This is a genomic window from Comamonas brasiliensis (genome assembly GCF_018292285.1).
GTDB lineage: Bacteria > Pseudomonadota > Gammaproteobacteria > Burkholderiales > Burkholderiaceae_C > Comamonas > Comamonas brasiliensis.
In genome coordinates this window covers 19,029-40,030 of record NZ_JAANES010000001.1, presented here as the reverse complement: position 1 = coordinate 40,030, position 21,002 = coordinate 19,029, and the positions used below count along the sequence as shown (strand labels likewise).

General features: G+C 64.3%; 22 protein-coding genes. 15 read left to right on the top strand and 7 right to left on the bottom strand.

Going from position 1 to position 21,002, the window contains the following annotated elements; translation table 11 throughout:
• The first annotated feature begins 11 nt into the window (after positions 1-11).
• Positions 12-1,034: a Bug family tripartite tricarboxylate transporter substrate binding protein gene (locus tag DJFAAGMI_RS00200; protein WP_211455500.1), complete on the top strand. Its 1,023-nt coding sequence runs from the start codon at positions 12-14 to the stop codon at positions 1,032-1,034.
• 122 nt (positions 1,035-1,156) lie between these two features.
• Here the strand turns inward: DJFAAGMI_RS00200 and DJFAAGMI_RS00195 are convergent, their stop codons facing one another.
• From DJFAAGMI_RS00195 to DJFAAGMI_RS00185, 3 genes are read right to left on the bottom strand one after another with little or no spacing between them, the layout of a single operon-like run.
• Positions 1,157-1,372: a DUF2788 domain-containing protein gene (locus DJFAAGMI_RS00195; protein WP_003057514.1), complete on the bottom strand. Its 216-nt coding sequence runs from the start codon at positions 1,370-1,372 to the stop codon at positions 1,157-1,159.
• A 47-nt stretch (positions 1,373-1,419) separates the two neighbouring features.
• Positions 1,420-2,268 carry a DUF2189 domain-containing protein gene (locus tag DJFAAGMI_RS00190; RefSeq protein WP_043008535.1) on the bottom strand — a complete coding sequence of 283 codons (849 nt, stop codon included), beginning with the start codon at positions 2,266-2,268 and terminating at the stop codon, positions 1,420-1,422.
• Positions 2,269-2,313: 45 nt separating this feature from the next.
• Positions 2,314-3,063 (bottom strand): HAD family hydrolase, encoded by a 750-nt coding sequence (locus DJFAAGMI_RS00185; protein ID WP_082877459.1) that lies wholly within the window; start codon positions 3,061-3,063, stop codon positions 2,314-2,316.
• A 73-nt stretch (positions 3,064-3,136) separates the two neighbouring features.
• Here DJFAAGMI_RS00185 and hemH point away from each other — a divergent pair, with 73 nt between their 5' ends.
• The 14 genes from hemH (at position 3,137) to DJFAAGMI_RS00115 (ending at position 16,669) form a co-directional block, all read left to right on the top strand.
• Positions 3,137-4,234, top strand: coding sequence for a ferrochelatase (gene hemH, locus DJFAAGMI_RS00180; protein WP_211455499.1), 1,098 nt, complete (start codon positions 3,137-3,139; stop codon positions 4,232-4,234).
• A gap of 45 nt (positions 4,235-4,279) precedes the next feature.
• Entirely contained in the window at positions 4,280-5,257 is a 978-nt protein-coding gene (locus DJFAAGMI_RS00175; RefSeq protein WP_211455498.1) for a LysR family transcriptional regulator, read from the top strand.
• 192 nt (positions 5,258-5,449) lie between these two features.
• Positions 5,450-6,403, top strand: coding sequence for an isopenicillin N synthase family dioxygenase (locus tag DJFAAGMI_RS25165; protein WP_211455497.1), 954 nt, complete (start codon positions 5,450-5,452; stop codon positions 6,401-6,403).
• An 11-nt stretch (positions 6,404-6,414) separates the two neighbouring features.
• A complete protein-coding gene (locus tag DJFAAGMI_RS00165) occupies positions 6,415-7,215 on the top strand; it encodes an alpha/beta fold hydrolase (RefSeq protein WP_211455496.1) in 801 nt (266 codons plus the stop codon).
• Between the two features lie 40 nt (positions 7,216-7,255).
• Entirely contained in the window at positions 7,256-8,254 is a 999-nt protein-coding gene (locus tag DJFAAGMI_RS00160; protein WP_211455495.1) for an ABC transporter substrate-binding protein, read from the top strand.
• 68 nt (positions 8,255-8,322) lie between these two features.
• Positions 8,323-9,102 (top strand): ABC transporter ATP-binding protein, encoded by a 780-nt coding sequence (locus DJFAAGMI_RS00155; RefSeq protein ID WP_114864281.1) that lies wholly within the window; start codon positions 8,323-8,325, stop codon positions 9,100-9,102.
• A gap of 30 nt (positions 9,103-9,132) precedes the next feature.
• Positions 9,133-9,894, top strand: coding sequence for an ABC transporter permease (locus DJFAAGMI_RS00150; protein WP_211455494.1), 762 nt, complete (start codon positions 9,133-9,135; stop codon positions 9,892-9,894).
• 20 nt (positions 9,895-9,914) lie between these two features.
• On the top strand, positions 9,915-10,427 hold the full coding sequence (locus DJFAAGMI_RS00145; RefSeq protein ID WP_211455493.1) for a nucleoside deaminase: 513 nt from the start codon (positions 9,915-9,917) through the stop codon (positions 10,425-10,427).
• Positions 10,428-10,451: 24 nt separating this feature from the next.
• Complete coding sequence (locus DJFAAGMI_RS00140; RefSeq protein ID WP_211455492.1) at positions 10,452-11,249, top strand: FAD binding domain-containing protein; 798 nt, start codon at positions 10,452-10,454, stop codon at positions 11,247-11,249.
• A gap of 6 nt (positions 11,250-11,255) precedes the next feature.
• Positions 11,256-13,538 carry a xanthine dehydrogenase family protein molybdopterin-binding subunit gene (locus DJFAAGMI_RS00135; protein WP_211455491.1) on the top strand — a complete coding sequence of 761 codons (2,283 nt, stop codon included), beginning with the start codon at positions 11,256-11,258 and terminating at the stop codon, positions 13,536-13,538.
• Entirely contained in the window at positions 13,535-14,071 is a 537-nt protein-coding gene (locus DJFAAGMI_RS00130; RefSeq protein WP_211455490.1) for a (2Fe-2S)-binding protein, read from the top strand. Before DJFAAGMI_RS00135 ends, DJFAAGMI_RS00130 begins: the two co-directional genes overlap by 4 nt.
• Positions 14,072-14,287: 216 nt before the next feature.
• A complete protein-coding gene (locus DJFAAGMI_RS00125) occupies positions 14,288-15,244 on the top strand; it encodes a sulfurtransferase (RefSeq protein ID WP_211455489.1) in 957 nt (318 codons plus the stop codon).
• A 140-nt stretch (positions 15,245-15,384) separates the two neighbouring features.
• Complete coding sequence (locus tag DJFAAGMI_RS00120; protein WP_034357963.1) at positions 15,385-16,482, top strand: YeeE/YedE thiosulfate transporter family protein; 1,098 nt, start codon at positions 15,385-15,387, stop codon at positions 16,480-16,482.
• Positions 16,483-16,495: 13 nt separating this feature from the next.
• A complete protein-coding gene (locus DJFAAGMI_RS00115) occupies positions 16,496-16,669 on the top strand; it encodes a hypothetical protein (protein ID WP_003057543.1) in 174 nt (57 codons plus the stop codon).
• Between the two features lie 64 nt (positions 16,670-16,733).
• Here the strand turns inward: DJFAAGMI_RS00115 and DJFAAGMI_RS00110 are convergent, their stop codons facing one another.
• The 4 genes from DJFAAGMI_RS00110 to DJFAAGMI_RS00095 form a co-directional block, all read right to left on the bottom strand.
• On the bottom strand, positions 16,734-17,684 hold the full coding sequence (locus DJFAAGMI_RS00110; protein ID WP_211455488.1) for a VTT domain-containing protein: 951 nt from the start codon (positions 17,682-17,684) through the stop codon (positions 16,734-16,736).
• An 84-nt stretch (positions 17,685-17,768) separates the two neighbouring features.
• Positions 17,769-18,665, bottom strand: a complete 897-nt coding sequence (locus tag DJFAAGMI_RS00105; protein WP_211455487.1) for an alpha/beta fold hydrolase — start codon at positions 18,663-18,665, stop codon at positions 17,769-17,771.
• Between the two features lie 70 nt (positions 18,666-18,735).
• Positions 18,736-19,806 (bottom strand): branched-chain amino acid ABC transporter permease, encoded by a 1,071-nt coding sequence (locus tag DJFAAGMI_RS00100; RefSeq protein ID WP_211455486.1) that lies wholly within the window; start codon positions 19,804-19,806, stop codon positions 18,736-18,738.
• Positions 19,807-19,944: 138 nt separating this feature from the next.
• Positions 19,945-20,928: a branched-chain amino acid ABC transporter permease gene (locus DJFAAGMI_RS00095; RefSeq protein WP_211455485.1), complete on the bottom strand. Its 984-nt coding sequence runs from the start codon at positions 20,926-20,928 to the stop codon at positions 19,945-19,947.
• Positions 20,929-21,002 lie beyond the last annotated feature (74 nt).

Sequence of the window (21,002 nt, the reverse complement as noted above, 5' to 3'; positions counted from 1 at the left end):
ACGGAGACAACATGGCATCCACGTTCGACAAGTCCACTCACGAAGTTCTGAGCATCTCGCGCCGCCATCTGCTGACCGGCGCCGGAGCCCTGGCCTGCAGCAGCATGCTGCCCGGCATGGCCCGCGCTGCCGATGACAGCTGGCCCAACCGCCCGATTCGCTTTGTCGTGCCGTTCGCGCCCGGCGGCAGCTCTGAAATCGTGGCCCGCTCCACCGCAGCCGAGCTGTCCAAGACCATCGGTCAGAACGTATTCGTGGACAACAAGCCAGGTGCCGCGGGCAATATCGCCATGCAGGAAGTGGCTCGAGCCGATGACCAGAGCACGGTCATCCTCGGCCATATCGGCACACTGGCCGTCAACCCCTATATTTTTGACAAACTGCCCTGGGACCCGAAAAAGGACTTTGTGCCCGTGAGCCTGCTGGCCAAGGTGCCAAGCCTGTATGTGGTGCACCCCGATCTTCCCGTCAAGAACATTGCCGATCTGGTGGCCTATGCCAAGAAGAACCCCGGCAAGCTCAGCTATGGCTCGGCCGGCAACGGCAGTGCGGGTCATCTGGCATTCGAATATCTGAAGATGACGGCCGACATCTTCATGCTCCACGTGCCTTATCGCGGCACCGGCCCCATGATGACCGACCTGCTCTCGGGCCGTCTTGACGCGGCCTCGGTCGGCGCCGCCGCGCTGCTGCCCTTCATCAAGGCCGGCAAGGTGCGCTGTATCGCCACCGGCTCGACCAAGCGCCTGCCACAGCTACCCGATGTACCCACCGTGGCCGAGCAGGGCTTTGCGGGCTTCGAGATGACCCAGTGGTACGGCATGCTGGCCCCATCCAGCCTGCCTCGCGCCCATGTGGACAAGCTGGCCACAGAGTGCGCCAAGGCCGTCAAGGCACCCGATGCGCTCAAACGCCTGCAAGGCGACGCGGCCGAACCCATTGGCAGCACGCCGGAGCAGTTTGCCCAGTTCATCAACATCGAGCAGAACCGCTGGCAAAAAGTGCTCAAGCGCGCACAGGTGAAACCGGGTTGAACCCCGAGGCATCTCGCCTTCCCCCCTTCTTTTCGGAAGGGGTGAGAAATCCTCATTGCAGGGCCGGCCTTGCTGGATGCACTGGGCCGGTCAGTGCCCTATGGCACAGCGCGTGGCGCGGCTCAGTGGCTCTCAATCCACCACTGGATGATGATTTTGGCGAGGTAGCCGACAAAGCCCACGCCCAGACCCAGAAAAATCACAAAGGTGCCGAACTTGCCTGCCTTGGACTGACGCGCCAGCTGCAGGATGATGAACACCATGAACAAGATGAAGGCGCCCACGCCCCAGGTCAGGAAAAAGTGGGCAATCTGCTCTTCCGTATAACCGAATATCACGACAACCAGGTCCTTACAGCCTTTGCCAGGCCCTGGTCGCGCAGCGCTCAGACGGCAGGCACCATCGCGTCATCCCTGGCAGGGAATGCAGAGGCATCCACCAGGTCCCGATAGGCGTGCCAGCTGGCATGGCCCAGCAGGGGCATCACAACCACCAGCCCCAGCAGATAGCTGCCAAGGCCCAGCAAAGTCAACATCACAATCAGCGCCGCCCACAAGGCCATAGGGCCCGGGTTGGCCAGCACCACGGACCAACTGGTCAACACGGCCTGACGCACGGTCACTCGCCTGTCCAGCATCAGCGGCATGGCCACCACGCTGGACGCAAAAATCGGAGCAGCCAGAAAGCTGCCCAAAGCCATCCATTGCACAAACAGCTGACCATCTCTGGCCAGCACCACATGCGCAATGAAATCCTGCAGGGTTTGCACACGCACGGGCGACATCACGGTGATCAGCGACGCAGAAATCAGCACCCAGCCCGTGGCCGCCAGCGCCAGCAAGGCGCCGAACCGAACCATGCACCAGTACCCTCCCCGGCCCGTGGCATGGCAGCTCTGCCATTGCGTCCAGGTGCGGCGGATCAGACCCCAGTCTGCCACCTCACCGCGCTCGATGGCCCGGCTGATGGCATAGAGGCTGGTGGCCACCAGAGGCCCCACCACCAGAAAGCCCGACAAGGCTCCTGCCATCAACCAGAAGCGATTGTGCCCCAGGGTCAGGATTGCTGCACCGATCAGGATCAAGGCCAGACCATGGGCCAGACTGATTAACGGAGCCTTAGAAATGTCCTGCAAGGCTCTGGACAGCCACACCAGAGGCCGGCTCCAGGCAATGGTTCGCACAGGTGCCAGCGGAGGCGGCGTGAGAAGGCAGGCAGACGGGCAGGTAGGCATAGGCGGTCCTTGTTCGCTGACCCGCAAAGCTCCCGCTCGTCCCGGTCAACGATCTGCCAGCCCCTGACACAACTGCCAAAGGCTGGCGACTGTGACGTGGGGTTCAGGACCCACGCAAGGCCATGCTACCTGCCCGCGGTTGAGCCAGACTGCGTGCATACCCGCATCCATGGCGCCCCGGGCATCGAGCTCTGCATCGTCGCCGATGTGCAGCACATGCTCGGGAGCCACGCCGGCCGCATCCGCTGCGGCCTGGAAAAACCGCGTCTCGGGCTTGGCCATGCCGGCTCCGCTGGCAGACAGCGAGGCGCGAAAATGCTCGCCGATACCCACCACATGCACATTCGCATTGCCATTGGACAGGGCCACCACCGGCCAACGCTGCGAGAGAAACTGCAGCGCCGGCAAGGCGTCGTCAAACAGCTCGACCCGCTGGCGAGCGGCAAAGAACTCGTCAAAGGCCGGTTCGGCCAGGGCAGGATCGTCGCCGGCGCGGGTCAGCGCCAGCCGGATGGACTCGCGGCGCAGGCCGCTGAGGTCGGCTTTCAGATCCGGGCGCAATGTCACGATTTCATGGCGCAAGGCGCGCACCTTGTCCGTATCGCCCAGGTGCTCGGCCGTACTGGGAGCATGCTGCGCGAGCCACTGCAGCAAAACGCCCTCTGCCTTGGCAATCGTGGGCCAGATGGGCCAGAGCGTATCGTCCAGATCCAGGCTGATGGCGCGAATCTGGCCGCTGTGGCGCAGGCGCTGAAGGGTTTCAATGGCAGGGGCTGTGGTGTCTTGGGATTGCATGCCCCGAAGAATAGCGGCCCGGCTAATGCCGCAGAGCGGCTGCGCCTATCCGATTAGCTGACACAATTGCGCCATGCCATCACGCTTTGCGCCCGAACCCCGCTTCCGTCACGACCAATCAGCACGCACCGGCATCCTGCTGTGCAATCTGGGCACGCCCGCCGCCCCCACGGCTGCGGCAGTGCGCCCTTATCTGGCGGAGTTTCTCGGTGACGATCGTGTGGTGGAGATTCCCAAGCTCGCCTGGTGGCCGATTCTGCACGGCATCATCCTGCGCACCCGTCCGGCCAAGTCGGCCGCCAAGTACGCCACCGTCTGGCATGAAAAGGACGGCTCCCCGCTGCTGCACTGGACCACGCGCCAGGCCACCTTGCTGCGCGGCTGGCTGGGCGAGCGCGGCCACAATGTACTGGTACTGCCGGCCATGCGCTACGGCACGCCATCCATTGCGGCCCAGCTGGATGCACTCAAGAAAGACGGCGCAACGCGTATCCTGATCCTGCCGCTGTACCCCCAGTATTCGGGCACGACCACGGCCAGCGTGTTCGATGCCGTCTACGACTGGGCCAGGACCCAGCGTCACATTCCCGAGCTGCGTTTTGTCAACCGCTATCACGACGATGCCGGCTACATAGAAGCACTGGCGCAGCGCATCGAAGCCCACTGGCGCGGCCATGGTCGCGGGGACAAGCTGGTCATGAGCTTTCATGGTGTGCCAGAGCGCACCCTGCATCTGGGCGACCCCTATCACTGCGAATCGCACAAGACGGCACGCCTGCTGGCCGAGCGGCTCAAGCTCGGCAACGAGCAGTATCTGGTGACCTTCCAGTCGCGCTTTGGCAAGGCCAAATGGCTGGAGCCCTATACCGAACCCTCGCTGATTGCCATGGCCCAGGCCGGCACCCGGCGCGTCGATGTGGTCTGCCCCGGCTTTACCAGCGACTGCCTGGAGACATTGGAGGAAATCAAGCAGGAAGCGCGTGAAGCCTTTTTGCATGCGGGCGGCCAGCAGTTCGAATACATCGACTGCCTCAACGACAGTGCGCCCTGGATCACCGCACTCAGCGATATTGCCCAGCGGCATATGCAAGGCTGGCCCACCGGGCGCGAGGACGATGCCGAGCTCAAGGCCCGCGTCCAGCACGCCAAGGCGGCCGGCGCGCCGCTGTAGGCGGCCATCCAGCGAACTGGCACGGCATATGCTGCCTCCGGCAGCATGCATATTCACGCCCGCTCCATTCGCTATTTCGACATGATTCGCCGTTGCGGCTCCATACGCGAGGCCGCACGACATCTGCATGTGGCTTCGTCGGCAGTCAACCGCCAGTTGCTGCAGCTTGAGGACGAAATCGGCAGCCCGCTGTTCGAGCGCCTGAGCTCGGGCCTGCGGCTCACGGCCGCTGGCGAAGTATTTTCGCGCCATGTGATCACGGTGCTGCAGGACGAGCACCGCCTCAGCACCGAACTGGAGCTGCTGCGCGGCGTGCGTCGCGGCTCGGTCAGCGTGGCTGCCGTGGAAGGCCTCAACGCCGACCTGATGCCGGCCGTGCTCACGCAGATGCACAGGCGCTACCCCACGATTCAGATTCATGTGCGCACCTGCGGCTCCCAGCAGGCGGCACAGGCCGTGATTCAGGGCGATGCGGACGTGGGCATAGGCTTTTCGGTCAAGCGCCACGACAATCTGCGCCAATGCACCATGGGCCGCTTTGCGCTGGGTGTCATCGTGCCGCCCAAACACCCGATTGCCCAACTGGAGCGCGTGGACTTTGCGCAATGCGCGACCTTTCCGCTGATTCTGCCCACGCCCGAACTCTCCATGCACGACTTGTTGCAACCCCTGCTGGCGCACCACAAGCGTGCATTGCAGGTGTTGCTGGAAACCTCGTCCATCGAGCTGGCCAAGAGTCTTGCCGAACGCGGCGTGGGCATTTTCTTCCAGAGCCGCCTGGGGCTGGAGCGCGAGCTGCGCGAAGGCCGGCTGGTCCATGTGCCGCTGGATACCCCCACCACGCTGTATTCCGAACTCGGCGTCTATGTGCGTGCAGGACGCACGCTGCCATCGGCACTCGACGCCTTCAACCGCATCGCGGCCGATGCCATAGAAAGCCGCGAGGACGAGGAAAGCGTCGCCCTGCGTGAATGGGTGGCACGCACGCAGACCGCCGCTGCGGCGGCTTCCGCCAGTAGCTGAGCCCGCGCTCTCCCACGCCTGCACCGGCATTGTGCGCATCACCTCTCGCGAATGCACCAATGCCGTGCAGCGCTTTACCCACAAGCGATTAGCGCTCACATTTTTAGATCACCCCGCAGCAAAAGCTGCGCTATCCAGCACGGACTGCGCTTTCTAAACTGACTCCAGTTCTTCAGTTTCTGGACGCCATTTGTGAGCACCTCTGCCCTCCCCCTCATCGACATCAGCGGCCTGCGCAGCCATGACCCTGTGGATCAGCACCTGGTGGCCGAGCAGCTGCGCCAGGCTTGCGAACAGCGCGGCTTCTTCTATATCACCGGCCATGGCATAGACCCGGCACTGATCAGCAGCCTGTTTGCCGCCAGCCAGCGCTTCTTTGACCTGCCCATGACCGAAAAGCTGGCCGTGGACAAAAAGCTCTCCCGCTGCAATCGCGGCTATGAGCCGCTGCGCGCCCAGACGCTGGAGAGCGGCGCACCGCCCGACCTCAAGGAAAGCTTCTATGCCGGCGCCGAGGTCGCGGCCAACGATGCACGCGTGCTGGCCGGCCGCTTCAATACCGGCCCCAACCAATGGCCCGAAACCCTGCCCGACTTCCGCGCCGTGATGCAGAACTATTACCAGGCCGCCTACGGCCTGGGCGCGACCATTGTGCGCGGCTTGGCCTTGTCTCTGGGTGTTCCGGTCAGCCACTTCGACGGCTATCTCAAGGAGGCCGCCGCGACCCTGCGCCTGCTGCATTACCCGCCGCAGCCCGCCAACCCTGAACCCGGCGAGAAAGGCTGCGGCGAGCACACGGATTTCGGTGGCGTGACCTTGCTGCTGCAGGACGAGGCCGGCGGCCTGCAGGTCTGGGACAAAGATCTCGGCAGCTGGATCGACGCGCCCCCCGTGCCCGGCGCCTTCGTCGTCAACATCGGCGATCTGTTCGCGCGCTGGACCAACGACCGCTATGTCTCCACCTTGCACCGGGTCATCAATGTCTCGGGTCGCGAACGCTATTCCGTGCCCTTTTTCTTCACGGGCAACCCGCTGCACAAGGTGGAATGCATTCCCACCTGCCTGGACGAGGGCGAGCTGCCCAGATACCCGGCTGTCACGGTGGAGCAGCACCAGATCGAATGCTATCGCCGCACCTACGGTTGACGGAGGCCACGATGGCAAGCTCACGCAATATGGTGCTGATCCACGGGGCCTGGCAAGGCAGCTGGGCTTTTGCGGCCTGGACGCCGCTGCTGCAGGCCCGAGGCTGGAAGGTGCTTGCCGTCAATCTGCCTGGCAACGATGCCGCCGCCGAAGACGACAGCTGCGCCAATCTCGACGGCTACACCGCCCATGTGCTGCGCGTGCTGGAATCGCTGGATGGCCCTGCCGTGGTGGTCGGTCACAGCGGTGGCGGCATGACGGCGTCTCAGGTCGCCCAGGCCGCCCCCGAGCGGGTCAGCGCCCTGGTCTACCTGGCCGGAATGATGCTGCCCAGCGGCATGAGCTACGGCGATGTGATCGCACAATGCCGCGCCGCCGATCCGGGCTTTGACTACCAGGGCATAGGCCCGCATCTGGCCTGGAACGAGCAGCGCAATGCCAGCAGCGTGCCGCTGGAAGCCGCCATGGCTTTGTTCCTTCATGACTGCCCTCCGACCGCAGCGCTCAAGGCCGCCAGCCGTCTCTGCGTCCAGCCCGAAACGGGCCGGGCCATGGTGAACCGGCTCAGCGCCGAGCGTTTTGGCCGGGTGCCACGTATCTATGTGGAATGTCGCCAGGACCGCTCCGTGACGCTGCCGCTACAGCAGCGCATGCAGCAGCTCACGCCGGGCGCCAGGCGCATCAGCCTCGACTGCGGCCATGTGCCACAGCTGGCCTGCCCTCAGGCCCTGAGCGACGCCTTGCTGCCGGCTTTAGATGAAATTCAATCAAAACCGTTTATGAGCCTGCGCATGCCGCTCATCAATGTATAGCAACCAATTACCCAAAACTCGCATTCTTCAGGAGTTATTCATGACGCGCCCTGCTACCTACTTCAAACGCTCCGCCCTTTTCGCCATGCTCGTCGCCTGTGGCGCAGCGGCCCAGGCAGCCGACAAGCTCACGGTACAGCTCGACTGGCTGCCCGGGGGCGACAAGTCCTTTGTCTATGCCGGCGTGCAGCAAGGCTTTTTCAAGGACGAAGGCCTGGACGTGAAAATCGTTCCCGGCCGAGGCTCGGCCGATGCCGTGACCAAGGTGGCCTCGGGCTCTGCCGATGTGGGTTTTGGCGGCATCTCGGCGCTGATGATGGCCGCCGCCGAAGGCAGGATTCCCGTCAAGGCCGTGATGTCGCTGTATTCCAAACAGCCCGATGCGCTGTTCACGCGCGCCGACAGCAAGATCAGGAGCCTCAAGGACATGGAAGGCAAGACGGTGGCCATGCCCACCTTCTCCTCGTCGAATGCCCTGTGGCCCATCGTGCTGCAGAAGAACGGCGTGGACGCCAGCAAGATCAAGGTCATCAAGTCGGACCCGGCGACGCTGGCACCCATGCTGGCCCAGGGCCGCGTGGACGCGACCATCAACTGGGTGACCGTGGCTCCGGCCTTCGGCGCCGTGCTCAAGCAGGCCAGCAAGGAACTGTCGGTCCTGCCCTGGACGCAGTTCGGTCTTGACGGCTATGGCTGGTCCGTCATGGCCAGCGACAAGACCATCAAGGAACGCCCCGAAGTGCTCAAGCGCTATGTGCGGGCACTGGGCAAGTCGCTGGAGTTCTCCATCCAGAACCCGCAAAAGGCGGCCGAGTCGCTGAAGGCCCAAGTGCCCGAGGCCGACACAGCCGTGGTCAAGGCCGAATTTGAAGCCTCCATCCCGCTGCTCAGGAACGAGATCAGCCAGCGCGACGGCCTGGGCAAATTCGAGCCCCGGCTGCTGGCTGCCACCTGGGGCTGGGTGGCCCAGTCCATGAGCTATGACCTCAAGAAGGTCGACCCGGAAACGCTGGTGGATCGCCGCTTTCTGAGCCAGTAAATCCCATGCGAGGGCGGCACAGCGCCGCCCTCACGCTCCCGCCCTTGTTCTTTCCTTGATCGCCTGCCATGCAATACGTAATCGATCTGAACGCGGTCACCCAGACCTTTGTCTCCAGCGATGGCAGCCCTGTCACGGCCCTGCAGGGCGTGGACCTGCATCTGCGCCGCCACGAATTCGTCTCGCTGATCGGCCCCTCGGGCTGCGGCAAGTCCACCATATTGCGACTGATTGCGGGCCTGATCCGCCCCAGCAGCGGCGAGGTGCGCATCTTCGATCTGCCCGTGACCGAACCACGCGACGAGATCGGCATGGTGTTCCAGAAGCCCACGCTGCTGCCCTGGCTCTCGGTGCTGGACAACATCACCTTCCCCATGCGCCACAAATACGGCCATGTGGAAATGAAGGAAGAGGCCCGCGCCCAGCAGTTGCTGGAGATGATCGGCCTCAGGGACTTCGGCCACAAGCGGCCCCACGAACTCTCGGGCGGCATGCAGCAGCGCGTCGCGATCGCACGCTCCTTGCTGCATGACCCGGACATCCTGCTGATGGACGAGCCCTTTTCGGCGCTGGACGCACTCACCCGCGACGAAATGAGCCTGGAGCTGCTGCGCATCTGGAACGAGCGCCCCAAGACCGTTGTCTTTGTGACCCACTCCATCCAGGAGGCCTTGCTGCTGTCCGACCGCATCGTGGTCATGAGCGCCCGCCCTGGCCGTGTGGCCGACATCATCGATGTGCCGCTGGCACGCCCGCGCAGCATGGCCACTCTGGCCGATCCCGTGTTCACTGAAATGGCCAACGAGATTCGTCTCAAGGTCTTCAGCAAACACCCCGCACACGCCTGAAGATCCTCCCGCAGCCCCAAGAGGCCCCCTATGTCTGCCCTCATACAACGCCATGCGTCGCTGCTGGTTTTCTTCGCCGTCCTGCTGTTCTGGGAGTGCGCCTGCCGCCTGGCGCATATACCCGAGTACATTTTTCCCGCTCCCAGCCAGATCTGGCTGGCTGCTGCCGAGATGGGGCTTCAGCGCTGGCTGGAGCATGTCACGGCCACCTTGCAGGTCGCGCTCATAGGCTATGCGCTGGCGATCGCACTGGCCATTCCGCTGGCCATCGCCATCACGCGATCGCAGCTGCTCTCGAAAATCATCATGCCCTGGCTGGTGGTGATCCAGTCCACCCCCATCGTGGCCGTCGCTCCCATCATCGTCGTCACTCTGGGTGCAGGCCTGCTGCCCCGCGTGGTCATCACCACGCTGATTGCCTTTTTCCCGCTGGTGGTTTCCACGGCCCTGGGCCTGGCTTCGGTGCCGGCAGAGCTGGTGGAGCTGTCGCGCTCACTGCGCGCCACCACCAGCCGCCAGTACTGGCAGATTCGCATGCCGTTTGCCGTGCCCTATGTGTTTTCGGCACTCAAGGTCTCCATCACGCTGGCCATTGTGGGCGCCGTGGTCGCCGAGTTCGTGGCTGCGGAAAAAGGCCTGGGCTATCTGATCCTGTTTGCCACCTCCTCCTTCAAGGTACCCGTGGCCTTTGCCGCACTGGCACTGCTGGTGCTGTGCAGCCTGCTGCTCTATGGTGGCGTGCAGCAGCTGCACCAGCGCCTCTTTCCCTGGAGCCAGAGCACTCCAGCCTGATCAACACAAGGACCGCCACCATGACAGACAAGAACTTCCCCCCCCAGGGCCTGACGCCCTCTGCCGAACAAATCCAGCGCAATCTGCGTCACGCCCAGGCCGTGGCCCAGCGCGCCACACAAATGGGCCACCACCCCTTCGGCGCGGTGCTGGTAGGTCCCGACCAGGAGACCGTGCTCATGGAGCAGTGCAATATCGACACCGTCAACCACGCGGAATCGACCCTGGCGCGCATGGCGGCCACCAATTACACGGCCGACTTTCTCTGGAGCTGCACGCTCTACACCAATGTGGAGCCTTGCTGCATGTGCGCCGGTACGGCCTACTGGGCCAATATCGGTCGCATCGTGTTCGGCATGACCGAACACCGCCTGCTGGAATGCACGGGCAGCCATGGCGAGAACCCGACCATGAGCGTCTCGTCGCGCTATGTCTTCGACCATTGCCAGAAGGCCGTGGAGCTGATCGGCCCCGTACCCGAGATGGAGGCCGAGATCGCCGCCCAGCAGCAAGCCTTCTGGGCGCAGCGCTGAGGACCAAGCCAGCAGGAGGCTGCCATGCTGCTCACCCACCCCTCGTCACCCCAGGCCGCGCAGGCCCTGGCCCGCAAGCTCGGCGATGCCGCCTGCTTCATCGCCGGGGGCACGCTGCTGCAGCAGTCATGGGCAGAGCCTCGTCTGGCGCCGTCGGCCACGCATTTCATCAATGTGATGCACTGGCCCGAGATGCAGCAGATCAACCTCGGCCCGCAATATCTGCACATCGGTGCAGGCATGCGGCTGGAGGCCGTGCGCCGTCACCCCTGGGTTCAGCAGCACGCCCCCGTGCTCGTCCAGGCCCTGGATCAGCTAGGGGCCATGGGAATACGCCGCCTGGGAACCCTGGGCGGCAATGTAGGCTGGGGCGAAGGCGACTGCTGCCCGGTATTGCTGGCCATGGATGCGCAGGTCGAGCTGACGGACGGCAACCTGCAGTCGCTGGCGCAGACGCTCAAGCTCATGGACCGGCCTCTGATGCTCTCGTTTCTGCTGCCGCGCAGCGATGTGATGGAGCCCCGGCCACTGGTGTTCGAGAAAGTCGGCTATCGCGCGGCATTCTCCCCCGCGCGCCTGCGCATGGCCTTGCGCTGGAGCGATGCACAAAAGCGCCTGAACCTGGACCGCATTGCAGCGGCAGCCCCGGGCATAGGCGTGCACCGCCTGCAAGCCACGGAAAAGCTGCTGAGCTATGCGCAGGAGCTGCAGATCCGCCCCTCCCTCGGCGATATACGCACCACCTGCGAGCAAAGCCTGCCTCCCGATCTGGCCCGGATTGCCAGCCGCCTGATTGCTGGACATTGCGGGCTGCTGGCCTGAACCATCATGGAATTCCTCACCCCTCATCACATCCGCGAGCTGAGCCTGGAGGCTTTACCGATCCGGCCCGATGCCAGGGCCAAGCTCGGCGGCAACCCGGGCTTTCTGAGCGACCGCATTCAGCCGGGTCAGCTGCGCGGAGCAATTCTCGGCAGCCCTCATCCCCACGCTCGCATTCTGCATATCGATACCAGCGCCGCCCAAGCCCTGCCAGGCGTCCATGCCGTGGTCACCCATGCCGATATCCCCGGCATCAAGCACTATGGCTTGCGCAAGGTGGACCGGCCCGTACTCTGTATCGACAAGGTGCGCCATGTGGGCGACCCGGTCGCCGCCGTTGCGGCCGTGGACATGGAGACGGCGCGGCAGGCTCTGGCGCTGATCCGGGTTGACTACGAACCCCTGCCCCCTGTCTGCGACCCTGTCGCCGCCCTTGACGACACGGCGGCCTCCGGGCAGCCAGTCCATCAGGACGGCAATCTGCTGCATGCCGCCAGCCACCGCCAGGGAGACATGTCTGCTGCCCGGGCAAGCACAGTGCACCGGGTACAGGACAGCTATGTCACGCCACGCCAGATGCATGCCTTTCTCGAGACCGAAGGCGGTGTGGCCGAGCCCGATGGTGCGGGCGGCCTGCGCCTGTTCTTCGGCGGCCACAACCCCGCGCGGGAAAAGCAGGTCATCGCCGACATGCTGGGCCTGCCGCACGACAGGGTTCACGCCGTGGCCACGCCCGTGGGCGGCTCCTACGGCGGCAAGGACGAGTTGACGATTCAACCCATCGCGGCCCTGCTGGCCTGGAGGGCGCAGCGCCCCGTGCGGTTGCACCTGACACGTCCGCAATCGGTGGATCTGGGTGTCAAGAGACATCCCATGCAGATCGACATGCAGACCGGCTGCGATGCACAAGGGCGGCTCACCTACCACCAGGTGCAGATAGTGGCCGACACCGGGGCCTATGCCACGCATGGCCCCGAGGTGCTGGATGCTGCGCTCGAGCATGCCCCCGGCCCCTACCGGTATCTGGCACTGGACCTCGGCGCCAGGCTGGCCTATACGAACAACGGCATCGCTGGTGCGTTCCGCGGCTTCGGTGCCGTGCAGGTGCAATTTGCACTTGAGCAGCAGATGGACAGACTGGCTGCGCTGGTCGGCATGACAGCTGACGCGTTTCGCGCCCTCAATCTCGCCGCTCCGGAAGCACCCGGCCCGCTGGGCCAGCATGTCGTTCCGTTCGACGGCGCCCAGCGCGCACTCGATGTCGCCCGCCAGCAAGCGCTGTGGCGCGGGCCGCATCGCTGGGCCAGCGCGGACGGCCGCCATCTGCACGGCGTGGGCCTCACGCTGATCCATCGCAGCGACGGCTTTGGCAAGGGTGGCCCAAGTGACTGCCGCATGGAGCTGGCCCTGGCCGCCGACGGTGCGATCGAGTTGCGCTGCGGCTTTACCGAGCTGGGACAGAACCTGGTCGGAACGATACAGAACCTGGGCGCGCAGCATCTGGGCTGCGCAGCCGACGCCATCCGGCCGGTGCTGGGCGATACCCGGCTGACACCCGACTCGGGCCCTGTGGCCGCCTCGCGCGCCACCACGCTGGTATGGCGCGCCTTGCAGGAGGCGGCCCGGCCCTGGCAGCAAGCCTTGCTCCTGGCCGCCGCAAGACTGCTGCCCGATATCCCTCTGCGCTGCGGCGCATGGGGCCTGGAAAGCGCTGCGGGCCTGTGCCTGAGCTACGCCGATCTGGCAAAGGCATCGGGCGAACAAGCGCCCTGCATCTCCTTAGACCTGCGCGCAGAGGACCCGGAGGGCAACGCGCATGACACCCACTTCGTCTTCGGAGCCTGCGCCGCCATTGCCCAGGTACGCGTCGACACCTGGAGCGGCATGGTCCAGGTGCAGCGGCTGGTGATGTGCACGGCCCTGGGCCCCGTGGCATCGGCCCAGGGCTATCTGGGTCAGATGGAAGGCGGCGCCCTCATGGGCCTGGCCATGGGCACGCAGGAGGAGCTGGCTTGCCTGGACGGCCACTACCAGGCACGCAATCTCGACGGCTATCTGATCCCCACGCTGGCCGATGCCCCTGAAATGCAGGTGCTGGCGATCGAGAACCTTCCCGAGGGCGATCCCATCGGCCCGCGCGGAGCCGGCGAGATCAGCGTCAACCTGGCCCTGCCCGCAGTGGCCAATGCCCTGGCCGCCGCACTGCAGCATCCCATCACGCAACTGCCCATGACCCCGGAACGCGTGATCGCGCTGCTGGAGGCGGGCGCGGAGTCCTCCACACCATGACGACGACCCACATCCCGGAGCACGGTGGCAAGCCACCCGCAGCCAGCGCAAAGGAGGCCCCGGCTTTTGTGCTGCAGCTGAATCTGAACGGCCAGCCGGTCAGCGCCAGCTGCAGCCCCGATACCCGGCTGCTGACCTTGCTGCGCGAGCACTGGCACCTCACCGGGGCCAAGCCCGGCTGCGAAGTGGGGCGCTGCGGCGCCTGCATGGTCTGGCTCAATGGCGAGCCCGTGAATGCCTGCCTGCTGATGGCCTATCAGATCCAGGGCCAGACCGTGCGCACCATCGAGTCCGTGGAACAGGACAGCGCCAGCGAACCCGTGCGCGACGCGCTGGCGCGCTGCGGCGGCGTGCAATGCGGCTATTGCACCTCCGGCATGGTCATGAGCATGAGCTGGCTGCACCAACAGCAGCCCCGCCCCACGGCTGCCGAGGCCGAGGCTCAGATGTGCGGAAACCTTTGTCGCTGTACGGGCTATGGCGGTATCCGGCGGGCGGTGCAGGAGCTGTTTCCGGCCGGGCAAAGCTCATGATTGCTCAAGTTTGATAGCTGCAATCGCTTACTCACAAAGCGAATCATCCACTTTTAACTACAGTTATCAGAAACCACGCTGTTTGTTCGCCGGTTCATGACCCCAGGCAATAAGCAGACAAGTTTTTCTTGGTTGGCCCTGTCGCGGCAAGGCCAGGACAATAGAGGCCCTGGGCATAGCCATGCCCCTGATGAATCGGCTTTGCCGACTCCTGCCATGAAAAACTCTCTCACAAGCTATGCATTGGGTCTGGGCTTGAGCCTGGGCGCCAGCAGTTGGGCGCTCGCTGCCCAGCCCCTGCTCAACCCCGAACAGCTGCAGCCTCTGCTGCAGCAAGCCGATGTCCGCCTCATCGATATCCGCGACCCCAAAGCCTTCGAGGCCGGCCATATCGCACAGGCCGCCAACGCCCCCTACGGCAAATGGCGCGGCCCGGCCACCAATCCTGGCGAGCTGCCCGACCAAGCCAAGCTGGTGGCGCTGGTGCAGTCCCTGGGCCTGACACCAGCCACCCATGCCATCGTGATCTCCAGCGGCACCGATGCCACGGACTTCGGTGCCGCGGCGCGTGTGTACTGGACGCTCAAAAGCCTGGGCCTCAAGGAGCTGTCCATCGTCAACGGCGGCATGAAGGCCTGGGAAAGCGCAGGCAAGCCCCTGGGCAAGACCCAGGTGCAGATTGCGCCCAGCAGCTACGCCCCGACTTTTGACGCCAACTGGCTGGCCACCCAGCAGGATGTGGGCAAGCATATCGACCTCTCCAATGCGGCCCTGGTGGACTCGCGCCCCGACGCCTTCTATCTGGGCAAGACCCGCGCGCCAGCCGCCAAGCTCTCGGGCACCCTGCCCGGCGCACAGCAACTGGATTTCAATCAATGGTTTGTGCCCGGTACCTCACGGTTCGTGGATGCTGCCAAGGCCCGGGAAATCGCTGCCAAGGTCCAGCGCCCGCAAGGTCAGGACATGGTGGCCTTCTGCAACACCGGTCACTGGGCAGCCACCGACTGGTTCGGCCTCTCCGAAATGGCAGGCCTGCCCAATGTGAAGCTGTATGCGGGCTCCATGGTGGACTGGACACAATCCAAGGACGCGCCGCGCATGGCCAACCAGCCGGGCCGCGCCCAGTCATTGGCCTATGACGCCCAAAAATGGTGGGAAAAAACATTCAAGTAACCCCCTGAGTCGCTTCGCGCCTTCCCCCAAGGGGGACAGACACCCTCGCTGCGAGGCGGCTCTTGCTTGGTGTCTCTGACTTGGTGTGTGGCGGTTTTACAAGCCTCGAACTCTTGAGGCACTGAATTAACACTAAAAACATGAAACGACTTCCCATAACGGCCTTGCTGGCCGTTTTCTTTGGCTGGCTGCTGTGGTCGGTCTCGGTGCGTCAGGCGGCGCTGTTTGCCGTGGGCATAGGCCTGGGCGCGGTGCTGGCCGGCAAGCGATTTGGCTTCACCACGGGCTGGCGCATGCTGGTCGAGGAAAAGGACGGCAGCGGCATCTTTGGCCAGTTGCTGCTGCTGGCGCTGGCTGCGGCACTGGCCATGCCTTTGCTGGGCCATTTCCCGGAGCTGACGGCAGCTCTCGGCCCACCCAGCATCAGCCTGCTGGTCGGTGCCTTTGTCTTCGGCCTGTGCATGCAGATCGCCGACGGTTGCGGCAGCGGCACCCTCTACAAGGCGGGCATGGGCATCCCCATGAACACAGCCATACTGCCCTTGTTTGCGATCGGCAGTTTTCTGGGCAGCCTGCACCTGGGCTGGTGGCTGGACCTGGGCAATACGGCACCTGTGGGCCTGGTCACGCAATGGGGCTGGGCTCCAGCGCTGATCGCCACGCTGGTCGCGCTGGCCGTGATCGCGGCAGGCGTGGCCCTGTATGTGAAAAAGGCCAATGCCGCTCTGAACCGCCCGGCCAAGCCGCTGCTGGTGCGCAAATGGCTGGTAGGTGCCGTGCTGCTGGCCATCCTGGCCACGCTCAACCTGATCATTGCGGGCCAGCCCTGGGGCGTGGTCTACGGCTTTGGTCTGTGGGCCGCCAAGATCGCCAATGCCACTGGCGCCGTCGATCTGGCCAGCAACTGGTTCTGGAGCCAGCCCGGCAATGCGGCACGCCTGCACGAGACCGTGCTGCTGGATGTGACCAGCATCACCAATATCGGAATTCTGGGCGGCGCATTGTGGATTGCCGCCGGCAAGCCGGCGGCAGCCAAGGCACTGACAGGCACACAATGGGTCGTGGCCCTGGTGGCGGGTCTGGTGCTCGGCTACAGCTCGCGCCTGGCTTTCGGCTGCAATGTGGGCGCCATGCTCTCGGGCATCTCCACCGGCTCCATCCACGGCTGGATCTGGGTCCCACTGGCATTTGCAGGCACCATCTTCGGCCTGCGCATCCGCCGCCATTTCGGCTTCTGAGCAAGGAACAACCATGACCTCACCAAGCACCTTGCGCACCGTATTCTGGGCCGTGCTGCTCGTCTTTCTGGCCTGGGACTTTCATACATCGCCGGCCATCGACCTGCGCTTCGAAGCGCCGCTGATTGCCGCCGGCTCCGGCCAGGCCGCACAGGGCGGGCATTGCTCCATGCCTGCCGGCAAGTAAGCGCTTCGACCCCACCCGACGCCCTGCCCAAGGAATGGTCAGGGCGTTTTTCTTTGGGGCCTGCTCAGGCCTCGGGCTTCTCCAGCTCGAAGCCGGCCGCCTCCCAGGCCGTCAGGCCACCGGACAATGGCCGGACATTGTGAAATCCCGCACGCTGCAATTGCCTGGCCACGCGCGCGGCGGAGATCTCGTCAGGGCAGTCGCAATACACGACCAGGCCATGCTCATGCCGCTCACGCGGCAGCAAGTGCTCGTAGGCCGCCCTGCCCTTGCCCTGATGCTCCAGCCAGGAGCTGGCACCGGGAATATGACCCTGACCGAAGAGCAGGGGTTCGCGCACATCGATCACCGTCGGCGTGATGCCCTGGGCATTGAGCCCCGCCAGTTCCTCGACCGACATGCGCGGCATCTTCAGCGAACGCACCACGCGCTGCCTCTGCCACCACTTGCGCGCCACGAAGACCGCGAACGCCACGCACAGCAGCAGCAGCCCCCATTTGCCCAGGGCCGTCAGCACATCGAGCAGATCCTGCACCGTGGAACTGAACAGCGAGCCCAAAAACACCGCCGAGCCCACCCAGATCAGGGCTCCCAGCGTATCGAACAACACAAAGGTGCGCAGCGGCGTGCCCACCACGCCGGCCAGCGCGCTGGCAATGGAGGCAAAGCCCGGCACGAACTTGGCCACCAGCAAAGACCTGGCGCCCCAGCGGCCATAGACGGACTCTGTCTGACGGATGCAGGCATCGGGCGAGAGCGAAATGCGGCAGATACGTCCCAGCACCCGGTGCCCATAGGCTCTGCCTGCGTGGTACCAGAGCACATCGGCTATCAGCGCTGCGGCCACCGCAATCACGGTCAGCCAGCCCAGGCGTGCCAGGCTGCCGCCCTCCAGCGCTCCGGTCACCACCAGCACCGGATAGGCCGGAATGGGTGCGCCCAGCTGCTCCACCAGCACGTTGAGAAAGACAATGCCGAAGCCGTATTCCCGAATCAGATCGACGACAAAACCCATGACCCACGCTCCTTACCCCGACCGGGCTTAGCCACCGATGCTAGCGAGACGTGAACATCCCCGGGGCTGCGAGGTTGTTGCGCTTCAAGCCTGGTGCAGATGGGACAGTACGGCCTCGAAATGCGTGCTCACATTGAGCGCCGGCGCATGGCCGCAGTCCGGCACTTCCAGCCAGGTCAGCAGACCTCGGACACCGGGGCCGCGCTGCTGCATCTGCTCGGCCACCGGCTTGAGCACCAGATCGGACTCCTCGCCGCGCAGCAACAGCACGGGCAGTTGCAACGAGTCATAGTGATCCCAGAGTAGATAGTCGTTGTCATGCTCGGTGAACTGCTCGATCATGCGCGGGTCGTAATGTGGGGTGACACGGCCGTCGTCGCAACGGCGCGTGCTGGTCTCGGTCAGCTTGCGCCACTCGAAATCGCTGAGCCAGCCATAGGGCTTGTAGGCCGCGCGGAAAAAGCCTTCCAGCTCGGCGACGGTGTCGAACACCGGTGGCCGGCCTGCATAGCTCTTGATGCGGGCCAGCGCAGCCTCGGCCAGCTCGGGCGCATTGTCGTTGAGCGTGAGCGTGAGAATGCGGTGCCTGAGATCCGGCTCGAACAGGCCGGATGCGCAGACCGTGCCTATCGCACCGCCCATGCTGGTCCCCACCCAATGCACCTGCTGCAGCGCCAGCGCATCCATCAGCTCGTGCGCCAGACGGGCATAAAAGCGCAGCCGATATTCCTCGCGCGGGTTGCGGCTCCACTGGCTCAGGCCGCGGCCCAGCGTATCCGGGCAGATGACGCGATAGCCTTGCGCCACGAGAAACTGCGCCAGTGCATCCATGTCGCGCCCCGTGCGTGCCAGGCCATGCCAGGCGATCACCGTGGCCTTGGTCGGACCTTGAGGCTGCCAGTCAAGGTAATGAATCTCATAGCCCGCGCAAAGAGCATAGCAAGATGCGGGCAGGGGCAAGGCGGGAGAAGTCTGGCTCATGATTTTTTTGAATGAGTTTGGCCTTAAACGCTTATGCATCAAGCGATTTCAGCTATAAAAATTGAAATAATCAGTCCTTGCGCGACGCCGCAGCACGCAGCCGTCCAACCACGCCCGTGGGGAAGTAATAGACCGAGAGCACAAACAGCAGACCCAGCCACAGCAGCCAGCGGTCGGGCGACAGCAGGGCCGACAGCCATGGCAGGCTGACGGCGGCTTCGCTGCCTAGCCGCAGCAAATCCTGCAGATAGCTTTGCGCGACCAGAAAGATGACGGAGCCGATCACCGCGCCATAAATCGTGCCCATGCCGCCGATGACGACGATGAGCAGGCAGTCCATCATGATCTCGAAGGACAGCGTGGTGTCCGGCCCGTTGTAGCGCAGCCAGACCGCCAGCATGGCGCCGGCCACGCAGGCGAACAGGGCCGAGAGCACGCTGGACGTGGTGCGATAGATCACCACGCGGTAGCCGATGGCCTCGGCACGGAACTCGTTCTCGCGAATCGCCTGCAGCACGCGGCCGAAGGGCGAATTGACAATGCGCAGCAGCATCAGCACCAGCAGCAGCGCCAGCACAAACAGCAGGTAGTAGCTGATGATCCTGCCGTCGATGAGGGTGCCGAAGATCTCGTTCTCGAAGGGCTCGAAACTGGGCGACAGCCATTCGGGCATCTTGAAGGTCAGGCCGTCCTCGCCTCCCGTCCAGTCAGACAGCTGCGAAGCCAGGGTCTGAAATGCGGCAGCCACGGCCAGCGTGATCATGGCAAAGAAGATGGCACGCACACGCAGGGAGAACAGGCCGATGGCCAGGGACAGGAGCAGCGACAACAGCAGCGCCGCACCCAGTCCCAGGGCCAGCGCCCCCCAGCCCGCCCCCAGCTTGCCGGAAGCAATGGCCACGCCATAGGCGCCTATGCCGAAGAACATGGTGTGGGCAAAGCTGACGATGCCGGTATAGCCCAGCAGCAGGTCAAAACTGGCCACCAGCACCACAAAGATTAGCACCTTGGCCGCCACATTGAGCGCCTTGACACCGGGGAAGGCAAACGGCGCCACGGCAAGACCTAGGAAGATCGCCAGCAGCATCAGTGCCAGGATGCGACTGCGCGGCAGATCGCCGGAGAGCAAACGGTTCAACATCCAATCAACCTTTCATCTCTTTGGTGGCGAGTTGCTCGAACTGAGCATGCCCCTGGCCAGCGGCTACCCAGCAGGGGCCGCCGCGCAGCGAGGTTTGTGTCCCCCATGGGGAAAGCGCGGAGCGACTCACAGGGGATCTCATCGGTTCGCCACCGGATAGACACCTTGGGGCCGCCAGAGCAGGATGGCGACCATCAGTGCGATATTGGAAAACAGCGCCACCTTGGGCACGAGAAAGCCCGTGTAGTTGGCCATCAGCCCCACCAGCAGCGCTCCGATGAGAGCGCCACCGGTGCTGCCCAGCCCGCCAATGATGATGACGATGAAGATCAGCACATTGACCTGGGCGCCCATCTGCGGAATCACGTTCTGCTGGTACAGCCCCCACATCACGCCGCCCAGCCCGGCCAGGGCCGAGCCGGCCACAAACACGCCAATGAAAAGGTTGCGCACCCGGTAGCCAAGCGCCTCGACCATCTCTCGATCCTGCACGCCGGCGCGGATCAGCAGGCCCAGCTTGGTGCGTGCCAGCGTCCAGGCCAGCCCTGCAAACACCAGCGCGCCCACCAGCACGGCAAACACGCGGTACTTCTCCACGGCCGCATCGCCCAGCAACCAAGCACCCTTCATGGCATCGGGCAGAGGCAGCGGTATCTGCTGCGGGCCCCAGATGACCTTGATCAGCTCCTCGCCGATGATCATGCCGCCCATGGTGATGAGAATCTGCTTGAGATGCTGGCCATAGACCGGACGCACGATGAAGCGCTCGAACGCCAGGCCCACGGCGCCGGCCACCAGCATCGCCACCAGCATGGCCGGAAAGACAGCGGCCAGATTGCGCCAGAGCTGGTCCGAGCCCGTCCAGTCGCCCATGACGCCAAGCACGCTGGTGGCCACAAAGGCGCCGAGCGCGATAAACACGCCATGCCCGAAGTTCAGCACATCCATGAGGCCGAACACCAGCGTCAGACCCGAAGCAATGATGAAGACGATCATGCCCATGGCCAAACCTGCAACCGTCAGCGTCAGCCAGGTGCTGGGCGAACCCACCAGCGGCAGCGTCACCAGCGCCAGCAGCGGCACCAGCAACAGCGGCTTGTAATCCATATCCTTGAAGCTCATGCAGGCTCCCTCCGATTGCCCGCCAACACAGCCAGATCCATGGCGGCTTGCGAGTGAGACATAAAGACGGATGG